The organism is Citricoccus nitrophenolicus, assembly GCF_047305825.1.
In the GTDB taxonomy this organism is placed as follows: Bacteria; Actinomycetota; Actinomycetes; order Actinomycetales; family Micrococcaceae; genus Citricoccus; species Citricoccus nitrophenolicus.
On record NZ_CP063070.1, the window covers coordinates 3,372,824 to 3,391,759 of the forward strand.

Sequence of the window (18,936 nt, forward strand, 5' to 3'; positions counted from 1 at the left end):
TGATCATCCGGAATCCGCAGCCCAGCAACGCCGATGGGGACGGACTTGGATCTGGCTGGTGGCGGCCTTTGTCCTCGCCACGGCCGTCGTCGCCGCCAGCGCCGCGTTTTCCGGGGCCGTCGCCGAACGCGAGACCCTGGACCCGGGCGCCTTCGCCCGGTGGGCCCTGCCGATCGCTCTGACCGTCCATCATCTCGCGGTCGCAGTGGTGGCCGGCTGCCTACTCTTCGCGGTCGCCCTCCTGCCGCCCTGGCGTGACCGGGCATCAAGCGCTGCCGGTGACCGACAACAGGGGCAGGATCCCCACCCAGCCTTCACCCGCGCCATGGCCACTGCCTCCACCGTCTCGATTGTCTGGGTGTTTTCTGCGGTGGCCGTCTTCGTGCTGACCTATGCCAATCTCTCCGGGCAGCCGGTGTCCGGCAGCGAAGCGTTCGCCCGCGAGCTGGTCTACTTCGGCACCGACCTGCTCGTCGGCCAGGCGTGGGCCACCGTCCTAGCGGTCGCCTTCACCGCCTGTACCCTGACCTTTCTGGCTCGGTCTCCAGTCGCCCTGGGCGCCACCACCGTTCTCGCCCTATCCACGGCCATCCCGATCTCCCTGGTCGGGCACGCAGCCGGCAGCGACGACCACTATGCCGGCGTCGGCGCCCTGGTCGTGCACTGGCTCGGCGTCCTGGTCTGGGTGGGTGGCGTCGCCGCCCTGGTGGTCGTGGTCCCGGCATTGACCGGTTCCCAGGCCGGGGACAACACCTCCGGTGGCGTCCTGCTGGCCAGGACTGTGTTGGAACGCTTCTCGACGATGGCAGGTGTGGCGTTCTTCCTCGTGCTGGCCTCCGGAGTGATCAACTCAGTGATGCGCCTGGGGGACTGGGAGGGGCTGTTCACCCGGTATGGCCAACTGATTCTGATCAAAGCCGCAGCGACCCTGCTGCTGGGAGCCATCGGCCTAGCCCACCGCCGATGGGCCATTGGACGGCTCGGGACCGTCTTGGCCGGCCGGACGGCCTGGCGACTGGTCATCGTCGAGTTGGGCATCATGGCCAGCATTATCGGCGTGACCGCGGCCCTGGGCCGGACCGCACCACCGGTGCCCCAGGAGATCGAACCGGCGATTACCCCGGCCGAGGTCCTCACCGGCTACCTGCTGCCGCCCGAGTTGAGCTGGGACCGGTGGCTCACCGAGTGGCGCTGGGACTGGCTCTGGGTGGCCTTCGTCCTCACCGCTGCCGCCGTCTACCTCCTCGGCGTGCGCAAGGCCGAGGTCTGGCCGTGGCAACGGACCGCCAGTTGGATGGCCGGTCTAGCCGTGCTGCTCTACGTCACCTGCTCGGCACCAACCATCTACGGCATGGTCCTCTTCAGCGCCCACTCCCTCATGCTGCTGGCCCTCGCCGTTGTCGTCCCGCTGCTACTGGTCCTCGGTGCGCCCCTGCAGCTGATGGCCCGCACGGTCGCCCGTCGCACCGACGGCAGCCGGGGTGCCCGCGAATGGGTGGACGTCGTACGCCCGGCGCTGTCCTACCCGGCCCTTAATGCGGTCGTGCTGGCTGCCTCGCTCGGGCTGGTCTACTACACCCCACTCTTCCGCCTGGTGTTGGAATACTGGATCGTCCATCAAGTCGCGAACCTGTACTTCCTCGCCCTGGGATTCTGCTTCATGACCTCGGTGATCGCACCCTGCAACGGGCGTCCGATACCGCGAACCGCGCGGATCCGCACCGCAGCGATCCTGGCCGGTGCGCTGTTGCTCTGGGCCATCGTGCTGGCCGCAGGAGTCTTCCCGGTGTTGGAGCCCGACTGGTTCGTTAACATGGCACGCACGTGGGGGCCACCGGTCACCCTGGACCAGCAACTGGCTGGAATCTCGGTGCTGGTGGCTGGATTCGCCCCGATGGCTTTACTGCTGACCGCACTGACCCTGTATCGGGCCCCACGCCATGAAAGCGCACCCATCTCGACCTCTTGAAGCGACTCCCTGAGCATGCCGCATTAGCATCCCTCCCTGCACAGGATGGTGTTCGCGGTCCTCCATGCAGAAGCACCAGCCTCCCGTGACCCGGTTGGTCTACCAAGGTGATGCGCCCCACTCCCTAAAACGCTAGAAAGTGCTATTATCGCCGCATGACGATATATCCTCTGCAGGTCGAGTCCGAGGGATTCGATGATCGAGGTGCCTACGCCGCGTTGTTCCACGCTCTCGCCGAGCCGACCCGTCTGGCACTGCTGGAGCACCTGGCCACCGGTGAGCACCGGGTGCGCGACCTCGTGGACCACATGCACCTGGCGCAGTCCACGGTGAGTAAGCACCTGGCCTGTCTACGGGACTGCGGATTGGTCACGGTGCGCGCCGAGGGGCGGTCCTCGTGGTTCCGCCTGGCCGATCCGTCACGGTTGGCCGCACTCATGACGGTCGCCGACGGGCTGCTCAGCGCCTCGGGTGTGGCGCTGTCGCTGCGCGACCACCAAGACCACGACAAGCTGACCGCCGAGGAGCGTTGATGGGAGCCGGACACAACCACAGCCACGGCCAGGTGCCGCAGCAGGCCGACCGAGGAATGCGCCGGAGGCTGCTGATCGCCTTCGGAATGACCGCGGTCATCGTGGTGGCGCAGGCGGTCGGCAGCGTGGTCACCGGCAGCCTGGCGCTGCTGACCGACACCGCCCATGCGGTGGGCGACGCCTCCGGACTGCTGGTGGCGGTCATCGCCGCAACCATGATGTTGCGCCCACCGAACAGCAGCCGGACATGGGGATTCGCCCGGATCGAGGTCGTCGCCGCCCTCGGTCAGGCAGCTCTGCTGCTCGTGGTTGGCACCTATGCTGCCGTCGAAGGCATCCGCCGGCTCTTCGAACCCCAGCAGGTGCCCGGCACCGAACTGCTGGTCTTCGGCATCGTTGGGCTGGTCGCCAACATCGCCGCCATCGCGGTGCTGGCAACCAGCCGGGGTGCGAACTTCAATATGCGCGCCGCGTTCCTGGAGGTCCTCAACGACGCCCTCGGCTCCCTGGGCGTGATCATCGCGGCCATCGTCATCAACACCACCGGATTCCAACAGGCCGACACCATCGCCGCACTGTTCATCGCCGCCCTGATCGTCCCCCGCGCCTTCCTGCTGCTGCGCGAGACCGTGCGAGTGCTGATGGAGTTCACCCCCAAAGGCGTGGACCTCGACGAGGTCCGGACCCACATCCTGGAACTGGAACACGTCCGTGAGGTCCACGATCTGCACGCCTCGATGATCGGCACCGGCCAACCAGTCATCACCGCTCACGTCGTCGTCGATGACCAGTGCTTCGAATCCGGACACGCCCCGCAGATCCTGGAAACGATCCAGGGTTGTCTCAGGGAGCACTTCCCGGTCTCCTTCGACCACGCCACCATCCAGCTGGAGACCGCCGCGCTGCGAGGGCGGGAATCAGCTGCAGTCCAGCACGCCTGAGAGCCATAGCGCCGCGCACCCGGTGCCCACCATCCGGCTACCCTGAAGACAAGCTGAAACCCGCACCACCGACCCTGGCGGCCCGCACTCCGGCGATCTTCGTGTGAGGAGACATTGTGATCGTTAACGGCAATCCGAAGCCCCACTCGGGCCAGGGCCATTGTTGGGCAACCTGCTGACGACCATGGTGTGCTTCCTGATTTTCTGCGGTTCCCTCTACGCCATGGGCTTCTGGATCACTGACGTCGGGGGGACCGTATCCCTCACTCACTGAAGCCAGTGGCACCGCCGAGGCAACGTCCACGCAGGAACACCGGCGTGGACGTTCTGCGTATCGTCTCCATCGTCGCCGTGGTGGCCGGCCATTCCTACGGGCCCCGGTTGGCCGGCGGCGAGTACCTGGAGATCTGGCGCATGCCGCTGTTCTTCTTCCTCACCGGCTACTTCTGGACCCGCGGCCGACCCTTCGGCCACGACCTCCAGGGCCGCTGGCGGACCCTGGCGGTCCCCTACTTGATCTGGGCCGTCATGATGAGCGTGGCCGCCTGGGCCTGGACCCGGGACACCCCCGAGGAGTTCTGGCCGCTCATGGCCAACGGCTGGTACGGCGGCTCGGACCAGACCCCGCCGTGGTGGGCGTTCTGGTTCATCTCCGTGCTGTTCTTCGTCACCCTCCTCCGGCGCATCCTCGAGCGCTTCCCGGTGCTGGTGGCCTGGGGTGTCGCCGTGCTCGGCCTGGCCCTGTCCATGCTCCCGGACGGGATGATCGGCCGCACCCCGTTGGGTGTAGGGCTGGCCTTGCCCTGCCTGTTCTTCGTGCTGGCCGGCGAGCTGTTCCGATACTCGATCCAGCCCCGCATCACGCGGAACCGGGCGTTGATCGGAGCCGGGTGCGTGGCGCTGGGGCTGCTGACGGTAGCCCTCGGCGTGGAGCCGCTGAACATTAAGTTCTCCGGTTTCGGCCACTTCCTGCTCACCCCGGTGGTGGGAGCGGTGACCGCGGCCGGGTTCGTGCTCATCTTCAGCACCGTGGTGGACCGGCTGGTGCGGGGCGCCGCCCGCCCGGTCAACGCCCTCGTGCGGACGGGCACCGTGGTGGTGCTCTTCCACGGCTGGCTGCTGCAGACCCTCGTGGACCTCGGGATCCTGGCGGACGGAGCCAAATTCGCCCTCACCGTGCTGATCAGCTGGGCCGTGGGCCTGGCCATCAATGCCACCCCCCTGTCCCCGTGGTTGTCCGGGGCGCCGGCCCCGGAATGGTGGACCTGTCGGCGGACCTGCATGTGGGAAGGCCGGCAGGAACACCCGGGCCTCATCTGACGCACTTATAAGCCCGCGACGATTTCACCAAGCGCTGTGCCGCTAAGACCATCTGTCACGTTAGTTATCACGCGCACCGTCTGCGTCACGTAGAATAGATGACGGGTTGAGTGACAGTTTTTCCTGAGAGGCGCGCTCCGTGGACTCTCCGTCACATAAACAATCGAATAAATGACAATGGAGGTGCACGGTGCTGGTCGGCTACATGAGGGTGTCCAAAGCCGACGGCTCCCAGACCACCGACCTGCAGCGCGATGCCCTGCTCGCCGCCGGCGTGGAGTCGAAGGCCCTATATGAGGACAAGGCCTCCGGCAAGACCGACGATCGCCCCCATCTGGCTGCCTGCCTCAAGGCCCTGCGGTCGGGGGACACCCTGCTGGTGTGGAAGCTCGACCGGCTCGGCCGGGACCTGCGCCACCTGGTCAACATCGTCCACGACCTCACCGAGCGCGGCGTGGGATTGAAGGTCCTCACCGGGCAGGGTGCCGCCATCGACACCACCACCGCCTCGGGCAAGTTGGTCTTCGGCATCTTCGCGGCCCTGGCCGAGTTCGAACGCGAGTTGATCTCCGAACGCACCAAGGCCGGCCTGGCCTCGGCCCGGGCCCGGGGCCGCAGCGGCGGCCGCCCGTACAAGATGACCCCGGCCAAGATCCGTCTGGCCATGGCCTCGATGGGCAAGAAGGACACTAACGTCAGCGCACTCTGCAAGGAACTGGACATCACCCGCCAGACCCTCTACCGGCACGTCTCCCCGGCCGGGGAGCTGCGCGAGGATGGACGCAAGGTCCTGGCTCGGAAATGAGACACGTGATCGGCTGGCTGGAACGGTGGCAGATCCCCTTGTACCTGGCCGCGCTGGGGGCCGGAGCCGTGTTCGGGCTGGCCGCCCCGCCACCGCCCCGGGCTTGGAGCAGGCGATCAACCCGGTGCGGTTCAGTGGGAAGCGATGCCGTCGAGCGGTGACGGGCAGGCCCAGGACCAGGACGAGTTCTACACGCTGTAGAATCCCGAGTGTTGCCCGCACAGTCAGAACGAGTGCCCAGTCGGGCTTTCCGTGTACAGGAAGTGAACCCACGTGAGTGCTGAACGGATCCATGTCGTCCAAGAGCCGATGATCCCGAAGGCGAACCGTCGACGAGTCGGGGTTCGCCTTCCCCTGGCCCCAGCAGGACCGCCCGCGCCAGACCATGGCCCTCGACCCCGGGGCAATCGCCCATCACCGGGGGCGAACCACGGAGCGAGCCGATAAACGTGGGCGGATTCTTCGCGGAGATGGTCCAGTCCGGGGCGCTGCTGGTGGCAATGCCGCTGGCCGCGGTCGCCGGGCTGGTGTCCTTTCTGTCCCCGTGCATCCTGCCGCTGGTGCCCGGCTACCTGGGATATATCTCCGGGTTGGCCGACCCGCGCCGGGCGGACAACCGACGCCGGGTGATGACCGGGGTGGGCTTGTTCATCCTGGGCTTCGCCGCGGTGTTCACCCTCTACGGGGCCGCCTTCGGGGTCATCGGTGGATGGCTGCTGCAGTGGCAGGACGTGCTGATCCGATCCCTGGGTGTGTTCGTTGTCCTGATGGGCCTGGTGCTCATCGGCTGGCTGCCGTGGTTGCAGAACACCCGGCGGATGTCCTTCCAGCCCAAGACCGGCATCGCCGGGGCTCCGCTGCTCGGGGTGGTCTTCGGGCTGGGCTGGACCCCGTGCATGGGTCCCACGCTGAGCGCCGTGCTGGCGTTGAGCACCACCACCGGGGACCCCTGGCGCGGGGCGCTGCTGGGCTTCCTCTACTGCCTGGGCCTGGGCATCCCCTTCGTCCTGGTGGCGATGGGCCTGGACTGGGTCACCCGCACCCTGGGCTTCGTCCGCCGTCACATCCGGGCCTTCAACATCATCGGCGGGGCCCTGCTGGTGCTGGTCGGGGTGCTGATGGTCACCGGGATCTGGACCCTGTGGATCTACCAGCTACAGAACCTGGCCGGCACCTTCACCACCCCCGTCTAAACTTCTCCCCGACCCCGCAACCCCGCAACCCCGCAACCCGCGACCCCACGGATTGGACCGATCGTGACTTCCACCGACCCCACCCCGACCAAGGCCACCCCCGCCCCGTCCCGGCAGCGCCGGGCCAAGATCGTGGTCTGGGTGCTGCTGGGCCTGGTCGTGGCCGCCGCGATCATCGGCTTCCTGGTGGCCCGCGGCGCGGCCACCGACCAGCAGCCCCAGGGCGCCGGCCCCTCCTCCGGGCAGTCGACCCAGGAGGCCGGTCAGCTGGTGCGGGAGAACAGTCGGGTGCTCTCCCAGGCCCCGAACGAGAAGGCGGTGCTGGTGGAGTTCCTGGACTTCGAGTGCGAGGGGTGCGCGGCGGCCTACCCCTTCGTCGAGGACCTGCGGGCCGAGTACGCGGACACGGTGACCTTCGTGCACCGGTACTTCCCGCTGCCGGGCCACCCGAACTCGGTCACCGCCGCCGTCGCAGTGGAGGCCGCCGCCCAGCAGGGGGCCTACGAGCCGATGTACCAGAAGATGTTCGAGACCCAACCGGAGTGGAGCCACACCACCGAGGACCGCAGCGACGTGTTCCGGGGCTACGCCGAGGACCTCGGCCTGGACCTGGCCGCCTACGACGCGGCCGTCGCCGACCCGGCCACCCGGGAGCGGGTCGAGCTCGATGTGGCCGACGGCACCGCCCTGGGCGTGTCCGGGACCCCGACGTTCTACCTCGACGGCGAGCCGCTGCAGCCGAACTCGCTGGAGGAGTTCACCGCCGCCGTCGAGGCCGCCGCCCGCGACTAGCCGGCCCCTGCCACGGCCCGCTCGACCGCAGATTGACGCCGACACCGAGGACCCCCATGACCGACCGGCTCACCCGCCCTGCCCCTCAGGCCGCCCCCGTCGGGGCGGCCGATCCCTCGACGCCGGCCCCGGCGTGGTTCACCGGGCCCCGCCCCTTCGGTCTGGTGCTGCTCGTCACCGGTGCCGTCGGTTGGCTCGCCTCGGCGATCCTGGTGCTCGAGCGCCTCGCCCTCTACGAGAACCCGGGGCACGTGACGAGCTGTGACGTAAACCCCTGGGTGTCCTGCGGCCGGGTCATGGGCACCTGGCAGTCCGAGCTGTTCGGCTTCCCGAACCCGTTGATCGGCATCGTCGCCTTCGCCGTAGTGCTAGCCACCGCGATGGTGGTGCTCTCCGGGGCCAAACCCGGGCGCTGGTACTGGCTCGGCCTGCAGGCCGGGGTCACCCTGGGGATGGCCTTCGTGGCCTGGCTGTGGTTCCAGGCCCTGTACGAGATCTACATCCTGTGCCTGTACTGCATGATCGTCTGGGCGGCCATGATCCCCCTGTTTATCCTGCTCACCGCCCGCAACCTCGTCCACGGCGTCATTCCCGCCCCGCCGGGGGCGGTACGGTTCACCACCGGCTGGGCCGGGACCCTCGTCGCCGTCGCCTACATCGCCGTCGCCGGCTCCGTCTTCGTCCAGTTCCTCCCCGCCTTCACCGGCCCCTGACCGGCCCCCGGCCACCACTGACCTCGAGGGGACCATATGAACGACGCCACCGCCGCCGTCCTCGCCCTGTCCCTGTACCTGGCCGGACTGGCCGCCGCCTTCGGGGTCCGGTCCTGGATCCACCACCGACGCACCGGATCGGCCGGCTTCCGGGGCCTGTCCGGGCACCCCGGCACCGCCGAATGGTGGGGCGGGGTTCTCTTCGCCGCCGCCCTCGCGGCCGGGGCGGTCGGCCCGGTGCTCGCCCTGGTCGGCGACGTCCTAACCTGGCCACTGCCCCCGGTCCTGAACTGGGCCGGGCTGGTCTTGGCCCTCGTCGGTCTGCTCGGGACCCTCACCGCCCAGGCGGGCATGGGTGCCTCTTGGCGGATCGGGGTCGACCCCACCGAACGCACCGCACTGGTCACCACCGGGACCTTCGCCCTGGTCCGCAATCCCATCTTCACCGCCATGCTTACCGCCCTGGCCGGAATCGCCCTGATGGTCCCCACCCCGGTCACTGCCGCCGCCGCGCTGCTGCTGCTCGCCGCCGTCGAGATCCAGGTCCGCCGCGTCGAGGAACCGTACCTGCTGCGCACCCACGGAGACGCCTATGCCTCCTACGCGGCACGAGTCGGCCGATTCCTGCCCGGAATCGGTCTCCTGAAGGCGCGCCACGGGAAGCGGAAAACACACCGCCAATGACCCATTGCCTTGGGCAAGGGACATTCCAGCGAAATCACCGCCACAAACCTCCAAAAGTCACCAACGCAGGCCACGGGTGGCGGTCCGCGGTTCCCGACCTTCTCGAAATCCTTCATTGATCGAGACAGTGGGCGCACGCCGTGGCATCGTCACCGAAGCAGGGTCGCAGCTCGGCGTGCAGTCGACTTCTGAAATCCGTGCAGTCGACTTCTGAAACTGACACGCGTATCCCAATGACGCCATGCGGCTCGATTCCTAAGAAATGTCGGGTTTGCCGTTTAATGGGGAAAGTCTACGTGACACCCGTTTCTCAGGAATCCCGTCTCCTGATTTTCTGCGGAATCGAGAGAGGGCCGGCGGTTGCCCGCCAGCCCTCCGGTTTAACGATCCTTTGATGGGAAGGCTGGACGCTAAGGCCGGCGGGCTCACGCCCTGCCTTTGCTGAGGTTGCCGTTGCGGTAATAGTTCAGTATGGGCTGTATAGTTCATTGGGTGCTGACTATAGATACTCGTTTAGATGTGATGAACCGGTTGGGCCGGGCGATGGCCGATCCCACCCGGTCGCGGATACTGCTGACCCTGCTCCAGCGGCCGGCCTATCCCGCCGAGCTGGCCCGGGACCTGGAGCTGACGCGGTCGAACGTGTCGAACCACCTGGCGTGCCTGCGGGACTGCGGGATCGCGGTCGCCGTGTCCGAGGGTCGCCAGACCCGGTATGAGATCGCCGACCTGCACCTGGCGCGGGCGCTGACCGCACTGGTCGATATCACCCTTGCGGTGGATGAGAGCGCCCCGTGCCTGGACCCGGCATGTTCGGTGCCCGGCTGCTGCCCGGGGGTAGTCGCGTGATCTTATCCTCGATCCTGCAGGCAATCGGCCTGTTCTTGGTTACCAACATTGACGACATCATCGTGCTCTCCCTGTTCTTCGCTCGCGGCGCGGGACAGCGCGGGACCACCGCCCGGATCTTGGTCGGCCAGTACCTAGGGTTCGTCGCCATCCTCGGCGCGGCCGTGCTCGTCGCGCTGGGCGCGGGGGCGTTCCTGCCCCCGGAGGTCATCCCGTACTTCGGGCTTATCCCGCTGGGCCTGGGGTTGTGGGCCGCGTGGCAGGCCTGGCGCGGGGGCGACGACGATGACGACGATGAGGCCAAGATCGAGGGCAAGAACGTCGCCGCATGGACCGTGGCCGGGGTGACCTTCGCCAACGGCGGGGACAACATCGGCGTCTACGTCCCGATCTTCCTCAGTGTCGGCCCGGGCGCCGTGGTTGCCTACTGCGTCGTATTCCTGGCCCTGGTCGCGGTGCTGGTGGGCCTGGCCAAGTTCGTCGCCACCCGCCGGCCCATCGCCGAGGTCCTGGAACGCTGGGAGCACATACTGTTCCCGATCGTATTGATCGGCCTGGGCGTCTTCATCCTCATCAGCGGCGGAGCATTCGGCCTCTAGCGAGTCCTCCAGGACAGAGGCGTAGTGGCGGTGCGGCCGGACCTCGGTCAAGCCGCACCGCCCCAAGCAGCGACAGGCCCCCGCCATAGAAGAGCCAAGACCACAGCGGCTGCGGTAGATGAACTTCTGATGGGCGAATTGAGCCGCAAACGATCGCTTTACGTGGGAGCCCAACCGTTAGGCTCTGGCCTTCCTCGATAGGATGCGGTCCGTGACCGAACCCTCTGAGCTCGCCTTGCCCGATGACTACCCGGCCTTTCTGGGAGAACTGAAGGAGCATGTCCGGGGTGCCCGGCTGCAGACTCTGCGTCGGGTCAACACGGACTTGCTCGGGCTCTACTGGAGAATCGGGCGAGACATCCTGGCCCGGCAGCAACACCAGGGCTGGGGTAGCGGTGTCATCGGTCGACTGGCCCAGGACCTGCGCGCCGAGTTCCCCCAGATGACGGGATTCTCTCGCAGCAACCTGTTCTACATGCGGGCCTTCGCTGCGGCATGGCCGGACTGGGACCCAAATGTCCCACAGCCTGTGGGACATTTGCCGTGGGGCCACGTCCGGGTCCTACTGGACAAGCTCGACACCGCGCCGGCGCGGGACCGACATGCCGCTGCGGCCGTGGAGCACGGATGGTCCCGCAACGTGCTGATGAACATGATCATGAACCGGTCCCTGGAGCGTTCCGGCACCGCCCCGTCGAACTTCGGCACCCATCTGGCGGCCCCGGATTCGGAGTTGGCGCAGCAGGTCGCCAAGGACCCGTATTCCTTCGAGTTCCTGGGCCTGTCTGGAGCTGTCGCTGAGCGGGACCTGGAACAGGCCCTGATGGACCGGATCACCGAGACGTTGAGGGAGTTGGGGCACGGCTTCGCGTTCGTGGGGCGTCAGGTGCACCTCGAGGTGGATGGGGACGACTTTTACATCGACCTGTTGTTCTTCCACGTCGAGCAGCTGCGTTACTTCGTCATCGAGCTCAAGACCGGCAAGTTCCAACCGGAGTATGCCGGCAAGTTGAACTTCTACGTCGCGTTGGTTGATGACCGGCTCAAACGCGAGGCTCACGCGCCAACGGTGGGGATCCTGATTTGCGGCAGCAAGAACGACCACACCGTCCGATACGCGCTGGGCCGGTCGACGTCACCGCTGGCGGTCTCCGCCTACACCTACGACCAGCTGCCGGCGGCCGACCGGAGCCTGGTCCCGGCCGAGGACCAGCTCACCGCCGCCCTGGACACCCTGCCCGACGAGGGATCCTAGGCGCCGAGGTCGAGGAACTCCGGGGGTGTTGTTGCGCTATGGCGACGAGTACTACAGCAAGAATTGGAGTTGCGGAACGGACTATTGTCTTCAAAGTCTCTCCAGCCCGAGCGGATAATGACCCACGTTCACCGTACATTGGTGACCCCAAATCCCTCGACATAATTGTCGAAAACTTCACACGGCGTTCCCCATGGCTGGATTGCTCGCCACCGTCCGGCTGTACCCTGCGTATAAGTTTCAACAGGCCACCGCACAATGCGGCCCGTTGTCATACGACGGCCACCCAAAACAGCAGTCAAGCTAATCGACGCTGCATCAGTCCAGGGTGGTCTACCGGTGTGGTTTATAGGCGGCGCCGGACATGGGAGCGAACGCACGTTACCGACCGCGGGGTCAACTTCATCCAGGGTCCAGGCCGAGGCTGCCCGGTACGTCTGATCCCTGACCCGGTCCACCAGGGTCCCAGCCGCGTCCGCTGAGGGCAGCTTCTTCGGGGTCAGACCGGCCTACAAATAGTTGATCACACACACCGCGCGATGAGTCCGAAGACCACCAGGCCGGCGCTCATGGCCACACTGCCGGCTCGGCGCAGGGTGCGGTTCGTGGCGAAGACGCCGAAGGCTCCGGCGAAGCTTGTGGCAAGTGCTGTCCAGCCGATCAGTTCCGCGGTGTCCATGCCAGTTCCCCCTTGGGGCGTTCCCATTCCTTCACTCCACCCTCACACATCACAGGGACACCCCAGGGTGTCGGTCCTCTTCCGGTCCTCATGCCAGACCCCGCGAGGCGCCTGCAGCGACCGGGCTTGCGTGCAGCTGGTAGGCCACCGCCGGGTCCAGTTGCGGTGACTGCCGTGGCTGCTGTGCAGGCTCCGATTCGGTGCCGGGGGAGAAGCCGGTGGAGCGTTGGTAGACGTCCCCGGTGACGGTGGTCCCGGCCGAGACCGTGGACACCGCCGGGGTCTCGGCGGTGGCCTCGGGGACCGGAGCCAGTCGCAACTCGGTCAGGCTCACCGGTTGATCCACCACGGTGGCGTGCCCGCCGCTTTGCGCGGGGACGCGCAGGGTGTCCCCGTCGTCGGTCTCGATGACGAGTTGGTTGACGGTGATCCGCCGTCCCATGGCCCCGGTCTTCTGCTCCTGCTCCACCCCGGCCAGTCGCCCGGGGATGAGTCCGCCGGCCAGCTCACCCTTGGTGGGCAGGTCGAGCAGGACGTGCTGGCCGGCCGGCTCCTGCTGGGCCAGTTCGCGCAGTCCCATTCGGGGCGGCAGGTCCGCCTCGGGGCGGACGAGAGCCAGGAGTTCGTGGCCGGTCAGCGCCCCGTGGGTGCGGTCCAGGACGGTGACCTCGGACTCGGAACGTTTCTTGCCCTCGCCGGTCACCTGCTCGTTGCGGTACCGCAGGTTGAGGGTGGTGTCGCCGCTGATGCCGGTGATGGTGACGGGTTCGCGGGTTTGGGCGTGGTTGTCGATGTCGGTGGCGGCCACGACGTCCCCGGGGCGCAGGTCCTCGATGGTGGCCGTGAACCGGGACGCACCGTACAGCTGGGCCTTCTGGTCGTCGGTGAGCCGGAGTGGGGGAGTGGTCTTCCATTCGCGGGCTTCGACGCGCCAGGGGGTGGACTCGCGGATGCGTCCGGTGTCGGGGCTGACCGCCACGGGGCGGTAGCTGCCGTACCCGGAGGTTTCCATGCGGACGACGTCTCCGGCGTAGCCGAAGTGCTCGATGTCCTCGCCGAGGATCTCGCCGGGCAGGAGGTCGTGGGCGGTGCGCTGCTTGGCCTTGGCGGCCGCGGCGGCCTGTTCGGCGGCGATCTGTTCCGGGCTGGTGGCGTCCACCAGGATGATGCCCGGTCCGGTGTCCAGGTCGTTGACCCGGATCCGTTCCCCGGAGTCCGTGGTCAGATACTGTCGGTCGGCCATGGTGCCCTCGACGATGCCCCCGTCCCGGTCCTGCACGCGGACCCGGACTCCGGTCTGACTGGGGACTTGCCAGAGGTGGTCCACGCGCTGGTGGCGGGTGGTGTCCAGCTCCAGCATCTCCTTCTCCAGCGGTTTGAGCTGGTCGGACATGCGGGCGATGAGTGTGCCCGAGCGCAGCGCGGAGAACGCCGGGGTCGCCGTGGTCAGGTCCGCTGGCCGGTCTTCTTCGGCGGGCCAGCACACCGGGTGAGACCTGCCGGTGGCCTCGTCGGTGTGGAACCCGACGCGCCAGTACGCCTTGCCGACGTTCCACACATCGCCCTGCCGGTGGTCGGTGCGTTCCAGGTCGCCCAGCTTGGCCAGCTGCCCGCTGGTGAGCTCGACCGGGGCCTCGTCGGTCCCCTCGGTGGTGGGGGCCATGTCCTCGGCCAGCTCGGCGGCCTCGCGTTTGAGGTTCTCGAGTTCGTCGGCGTGCTCGAAGGGCTGGGTGAGGGCCTGTTCCACGGCGGGGATGTTCTCGGTGAGCTTGGTCAGTTCGGCCCGTCGGCGGGTGAGTTCCCCGCCCAGGCCGGCGACGAAGGCCTCGGCGGACTGGATCGCGGACCTCGGTCCCATGTCCTCCCCGAGGAGTTTGGGGACCGGCCAGGACTTGTGCACCGAGGGCAGGCCCATCGGGACCAGCTGCACGGTGTTCGAGGACCGGACCACTCCGAGCTGGACCCCTCCGAGGGTGCCGAGGGGTTCGGGATCGGTGGCGTCGAGGGAGTCCAGGCGGTCGGTGCGTGCGGCTTGGCGGCGCAGCGCGGCGGCGATGAGTTGTCCGGCGGCTATCCGGTCGGAGGTGCCCGGCCCGTCGGGGCGGGTGAACCGGAAGCGGTCCGCCTCGGTGGAGGTGACGGCCTCGGTGACGGCCTCCAACCGGGGGAGCATGCCGTGCAGGTGGGTGACGCGGTTCTGGTTCATGCGCAGCTCGGCCCGGGTGGCGGAGCGTTGGCCCCGCCAGGAGGCCTGAAGGCTGGTGAGTTGTTCGATGCGCATCTGCAGGGTGGCCAGCTGCTCGATGCGGGGGTCGCCGGAGAGTTCGGCGGCGGCCTTGGAGGCACTGAACTCCAGGTCCGCGACGGCGTCCTCGACCTCGCGGCCGGCCGTCTCGCCGCGTTTCATCTGGCCGATGAAGCGGGCCTTGCGGGCGATCATGTCCCAGCTGGCCACGTCGAAGGTCTTCTCCGTGGCGTAGGAGTAGATCTCCACCTGGGCGTTCTGGTTGCCCTGGCGGATGATCCTCCCCTCGCGCTGTTCCAGGTCGGCCGGTCGCCAGGGGCAGTCCACGTGGTGCAGGGCGATGGCCCGGCGCTGGATGTTGGTGCCGGTGCCCATCTTCGCCGTGGAGCCGATGATCACGTTCAGCTGGCCGTCCCGGGCCTGGGTGAACATCTCCTGGCGGGCCTCGTCGGTGTCGGCATTGTGGATGAACGCGATCCGCTCCGGGGCCAGGCCGCGGGCCACGAGCTGGTCGCGCAGCTCGTGGTAGATGTTCCACTGGTCTTCTCGGGGCGTGGATTGGTCGCAGAACACGATCTGCAGCCCGCCCGGGACCTCGGAGACCTCCCCGGTGGCGGTCGTGTACTGGCGGTCGCCGGTGCGTTCGTGGACCTCCAGGACCTGTTCGGCCACGGCCACGGCGCGGCCGCCGTCGGAGTCGGGGTCCAGGCCGACGAGGCGGCCGTCGAGGGCGACCTTGCGCCCGTCACCCATGATCTTGAGCATGTTGTCCGCCCCCCGTTCGGGGAACCCGGAGAGCTGGTCGATGCGGTCGGCGAGGTCGGTGATGTAGTCGCGGACCTGGTCGGAGGGTTCGCGGCGCAGCAGGATCCGGTCCCCACCCAGCACGGTGGGCAGGGTGGCCTCCAGCTGGTCGCGCTGCACGGTATCGGTGAAGGTCCGGTTCAGGCCCATCAGTTCGGGCATGTTCACGTACCGGCCGATCTTGGTGACCTGGTCGAAGCCGTCCCCGGTCATCTTCGGCTTCAACGTCGTCTGGGACTTCGTGAACTGCTGGCCCCAGGCGGTGACCGTGTCCACGGAGGCCGCTTCGAGGAGGTCGGGGCGCAGGTAGTGCTGCATCACCCACATCTCCGACATGGAGTTGGACACCGGGGTGCCGGTGGCGAAGGTCGCCACCGCCGGCAGATACGTGGACGTGGCCACTCCGGCGCGTTCTGCGGAGAGCATCTTGCGTTCACGTAGGGCGCGGAGTTTGAAGTCCAGGTCCGTGGCCCGGTTCGAGCCCTGGCAGGCCAGCTCGCCCAGGTCCGAGGTGCGGGCGAGGTTCTTGTAGTGGTGGGCCTCATCCACGAACAGGTAGTCGATGCCGGTCTCCTCGAAGGTGATGCCCGGGTCGGTGACCCGGATGGCCTTCTCGTAGGCGGCCTGCACGCGCTTCTTGGCGGCCTCGACCCGCTTGACCGACATCCCCGCCTCAGAGTCCCGGATCAGCTCGTCCAGTTCGGTGAGTTGTTCTTGGAGCCATTCGGCGCGTTTGGCCGGGTCGATCTCGACGCGTTCGAACACGGTCTGGGGCATGATGATCGCGTCCCAGTCCCCGGCGGCGGCCATCGCCATCCAGTCCCGGCGCTGGGACGGGTTGAGCCCAGTCGGAACGGCGAGGACGTTGGCGTCCGGGTACCACTCCACGAACTCACGGTTGATCTGCTCCACCAGATGATTCGGGACGACCATGGCGGGGCGGTGGGCGATGCCGGTGCGGCGCAGTTCCATCGCGGCCATGACCATGGTGCCGGTCTTGCCGGCCCCGACCACGTGGTCCAGCAGCACGGCCGGCTCGTTCACGGCCCGGGCCACGGCCGAGCGCTGGTAGGTGTACGGGGTGCGTTCGGCTTCCAGCCCGGGCAGTTCCAGCCGTTGGCCCATCTGGTCGTAGTCCGGGGCGAGCAGCGAGTTGAACGCCTCGTTGTACAACCCCTGCAACCGGGCCGCGCGGGTCGGGTCCTCGGTGACCCAGTGGTTGAACCGCTCCCGGATGGCCTCGACCTTCTCCCTCGCGGCGGTGGTGGCGGCCTCGTCCTTGCGGTAGGTCCCGTCGGCGTCCTTCTCCCGGACCACCACGGACTTATAGTTCATGGTCGCGGCCAGCAGGGCGGCCGGGGTGCGCTTGTTCGTGCCCCACTGGTAGCGCACGCCAGGGGAGAACCCGCCCTTGGGGGAGGAGATCTCCCAGGCCTCGACGGCCGGGTTGAACTTGACCTCGGTGGCGACCTCGAAGGTGTCGCGCACGAAGTCCTCGTACACGTCCTGCGGGACCCAGTGCACACCGGGGTTGACCACCACGTCGCGGATGTCCACGTCCGCCGGCAGCACCGCCTCCAACGCTGCCACGTTCACGGCGTAGTCCCCGCCGTTCTCCACAGCTTCTTGGGCGGCGGCGAGCTTGGCGCGGACGTTGCCCGACAGGTAGGCGACCCTCGGGGTCAGCACCCCGGATTCGGGGTCGGTGAACACGTGCCCGGCCATCTGGGCTTCGGCCTCATCCGGGTCCACGCCCAGCAGCCCGGCGATGCGGTCCACGTCCACGGTGCGGGTCTCGTCCAGGCTGATCGCGATGGCGTCCTGAACGGACTCGGCCCGCTCGGGCCGGGGCCGGTACTCGATGACGTCCCGGGTCAGCAGGGCGGCCGGCTCAGCGGTCTGCTCCTGCTCGTCGAACACCTCGCAGGCGCGCAGCAGGCCCAGCTTCGGGTCGCCGGACAGGAACTCCAGGTGCGGCTGGCGCCGGGCGGTCAGGGTCTTTTCCGTGGCCTGCTCCTGCCATTCGGCGGCCAGCTCATCCGGAATGGGGACCTCGGAGCGGTCCATCTCCCCGTCCTCGGGCAAGGTGGCCCGCCACTCGGCTTCGACTTCTTTCACCCGTTGGCGCAGTTCGGCCGCACTCGGTGTCTTCCAGATGTCCTCGGATCGGTTGATCGGCCCATAGGCGTTCACGTACTGCTGCCAGCCCGACCGTAACCTCTCCCGCGCGGCCTCGGCGGCCTCTTGGCCCTGGCCCTCGGACTGGGTGCGCATCACCTGCACCGCCTGGTCCCGCAGCACCAGCAGGGCGCGGGCCTCCACGGCCCGGGACGCCGGGACCTTGACCGGCGCCCACTCCAGCTGCGCCCCGTACCGGACGAAGCCCTGGGCGGCCGGGTCGAAACGGACATGGCCCACGGCGGCCTCGGCCACCGGCGGGAAGTGCAGCCCCGGGGAGTGCTCGACGGGCCGCGGGTCGGGGGAGTAGCCCAGCCCAGATTCTTTGGCCGCATCGACCACGGCGTCCAGGCGCTCGGTCATCAGCGCGGTGAGGTTCCCGGCGGTTGGGTCCACGCGATAAGACATCCCGCCCCACGGGTTACTGGCTGCGCGCAGGGTGCCGAGCACGTTCTGAGGGTGGTCCCGAAAGTACGCCGATGCGGGCACCTGGTGGACCTCGCCGTCCCGGTCCGGGGCCTCGATCAGGCCCGGTTCCACCCAGGCGGCGACGGCGTCTTGGTCGATGGTGGCCCCGGGTTCGCGGCGGCGGAAGATCAGCACGTCGGTCTTCACGTCTGTGCCGGCGCTGTCCTGCATGGCCCCGTTGGGCAGCCGGACTGCGCCGACCAGGTCGGCGTATCGGGCGAACTCCCGGCGCGCGGAGGCCCGTTGGGCGTCCATCGTCCAGGTCGAGGTCATCACCGCCACGTACCCACCCGGGGCCGTCAGCCGCAGGGACTTGGCGATGAAGTAGTTGTGGATCGACAGGTTCTGCCCGTTGTACCGGGCATCGGCCACCGGGAACGAGCCGAAGGGGACGTTGCCGACCACGGCGTGGAAACTGTCCTCACCCAGGCGGGCCTGCTCGAACCCGGCCGCGTGGACCTCGTGGGAGGGGTGCAGGTGGGCGGCGATGCGCGCCGTCGTGGCATCCAGCTCGACCCCGACCATGTCAGTGCCGGCCGGGGCCTGGCCGATGAACTCCCCGGACCCGCACCCCGGCTCCAGCACCCGGCCCCCGGTGAACCCGGCCCGGGACAGGGCACCCCAGATGGCTTGGGCGTGGGCGGGGTCGGTGTAGTGGGCGTTCAGGGTGGTGGCCTTGGCCTGCTCCCATCCCTCCGGGCCCAGCAACTCCCGCACCAGCGCCCGGTCCTCGGCGGAGAAGGTGTCGGCGGTGTCGTCGAAGACCTCCGGCAGTGCCCCCCAACTGGACCACCGCGACAGCTCATCCTGGTCCTGCATGGTGGCGTACCGTCCGGCGTCCTCGACCTCGGCCAGCGACTGCAGGGCCGCCACGTTCGCCAGGAACCGTCGGGTCGCGGTGGTCGGGCG

The 18,936-nt window shown here is 68.1% G+C and carries 14 protein-coding genes; 12 read left to right on the forward strand and 2 right to left on the reverse strand.

Annotated features, from left to right (window positions below):
- The first annotated feature begins 58 nt into the window (after positions 1–58).
- The 12 genes from IMT31_RS15320 (at position 59) to IMT31_RS15375 (ending at position 11,653) form a co-directional block, all read left to right on the forward strand.
- Positions 59–1,969 carry a cytochrome c oxidase assembly protein gene (locus IMT31_RS15320; protein WP_413543317.1) on the forward strand — a complete coding sequence of 637 codons (1,911 nt, stop codon included), beginning with the start codon at positions 59–61 and terminating at the stop codon, positions 1,967–1,969.
- 155 nt (positions 1,970–2,124) lie between these two features.
- On the forward strand, positions 2,125–2,502 hold the full coding sequence (locus IMT31_RS15325) for an ArsR/SmtB family transcription factor (protein WP_413543318.1): 378 nt from the start codon (positions 2,125–2,127) through the stop codon (positions 2,500–2,502).
- Complete coding sequence (locus tag IMT31_RS15330; protein ID WP_413543319.1) at positions 2,502–3,443, forward strand: cation diffusion facilitator family transporter; 942 nt, start codon at positions 2,502–2,504, stop codon at positions 3,441–3,443. The genes IMT31_RS15325 and IMT31_RS15330 overlap by 1 nt, the downstream gene beginning before the upstream one ends.
- 318 nt (positions 3,444–3,761) lie before the next feature.
- Positions 3,762–4,763, forward strand: a complete 1,002-nt coding sequence (locus IMT31_RS15335; protein WP_413543320.1) for an acyltransferase family protein — start codon at positions 3,762–3,764, stop codon at positions 4,761–4,763.
- 190 nt (positions 4,764–4,953) lie between these two features.
- The gene (locus IMT31_RS15340; protein ID WP_413543321.1) at positions 4,954–5,568 is read left to right on the forward strand and encodes a recombinase family protein; all 615 of its coding nucleotides are present in this window, start codon (positions 4,954–4,956) and stop codon (positions 5,566–5,568) included.
- Positions 5,569–6,011: 443 nt separating this feature from the next.
- Positions 6,012–6,761, forward strand: coding sequence for a cytochrome c biogenesis CcdA family protein (locus IMT31_RS15345; protein WP_413544445.1), 750 nt, complete (start codon positions 6,012–6,014; stop codon positions 6,759–6,761).
- A 63-nt stretch (positions 6,762–6,824) separates the two neighbouring features.
- A complete protein-coding gene (locus IMT31_RS15350) occupies positions 6,825–7,553 on the forward strand; it encodes a DsbA family protein (RefSeq protein ID WP_413543322.1) in 729 nt (242 codons plus the stop codon).
- Positions 7,554–7,609: 56 nt separating this feature from the next.
- Positions 7,610–8,266, forward strand: a complete 657-nt coding sequence (locus IMT31_RS15355) for a vitamin K epoxide reductase family protein (RefSeq protein ID WP_413543323.1) — start codon at positions 7,610–7,612, stop codon at positions 8,264–8,266.
- A gap of 36 nt (positions 8,267–8,302) precedes the next feature.
- Entirely contained in the window at positions 8,303–8,950 is a 648-nt protein-coding gene (locus IMT31_RS15360; protein ID WP_413543324.1) for a methyltransferase family protein, read from the forward strand.
- Positions 8,951–9,442: 492 nt separating this feature from the next.
- Positions 9,443–9,799: a Cd(II)/Pb(II)-sensing metalloregulatory transcriptional regulator CmtR gene (cmtR, locus tag IMT31_RS15365; protein ID WP_309809762.1), complete on the forward strand. Its 357-nt coding sequence runs from the start codon at positions 9,443–9,445 to the stop codon at positions 9,797–9,799.
- Complete coding sequence (locus IMT31_RS15370) at positions 9,796–10,398, forward strand: cadmium resistance transporter (protein WP_413544446.1); 603 nt, start codon at positions 9,796–9,798, stop codon at positions 10,396–10,398. The genes cmtR and IMT31_RS15370 overlap by 4 nt, the downstream gene beginning before the upstream one ends.
- Before the next feature lie 211 nt (positions 10,399–10,609).
- On the forward strand, positions 10,610–11,653 hold the full coding sequence (locus IMT31_RS15375) for a PDDEXK nuclease domain-containing protein (protein ID WP_413543325.1): 1,044 nt from the start codon (positions 10,610–10,612) through the stop codon (positions 11,651–11,653).
- A 523-nt stretch (positions 11,654–12,176) separates the two neighbouring features.
- On the opposite strand, the gene IMT31_RS15380 is transcribed toward IMT31_RS15375, so the two are convergent.
- Positions 12,177–12,332 carry a hypothetical protein gene (locus IMT31_RS15380; RefSeq protein WP_413543326.1) on the reverse strand — a complete coding sequence of 52 codons (156 nt, stop codon included), beginning with the start codon at positions 12,330–12,332 and terminating at the stop codon, positions 12,177–12,179.
- A gap of 88 nt (positions 12,333–12,420) precedes the next feature.
- Entirely contained in the window at positions 12,421–18,900 is a 6,480-nt protein-coding gene (locus IMT31_RS15385; protein WP_413543327.1) for a helicase-related protein, read from the reverse strand.
- Positions 18,901–18,936: the final 36 nt, after the last annotated feature.

Excerpts from the sequence above, each read along its gene's own strand:
- IMT31_RS15325 (WP_413543318.1), top strand. The coding sequence starts at position 2,125 with ATGACGATATATCCTCTGCAGGTCGAGTCCGAGGGATTCGATGATCGA.
- IMT31_RS15330 (WP_413543319.1), top strand. The coding sequence starts at position 2,502 with ATGGGAGCCGGACACAACCACAGCCACGGCCAGGTGCCGCAGCAGGCC.
- IMT31_RS15355 (WP_413543323.1), top strand. The coding sequence starts at position 7,610 with ATGACCGACCGGCTCACCCGCCCTGCCCCTCAGGCCGCCCCCGTCGGG.
- IMT31_RS15360 (WP_413543324.1), top strand. The coding sequence starts at position 8,303 with ATGAACGACGCCACCGCCGCCGTCCTCGCCCTGTCCCTGTACCTGGCC.
- IMT31_RS15380 (WP_413543326.1), bottom strand. The coding sequence starts at position 12,332 with ATGGACACCGCGGAACTGATCGGCTGGACAGCACTTGCCACAAGCTTC.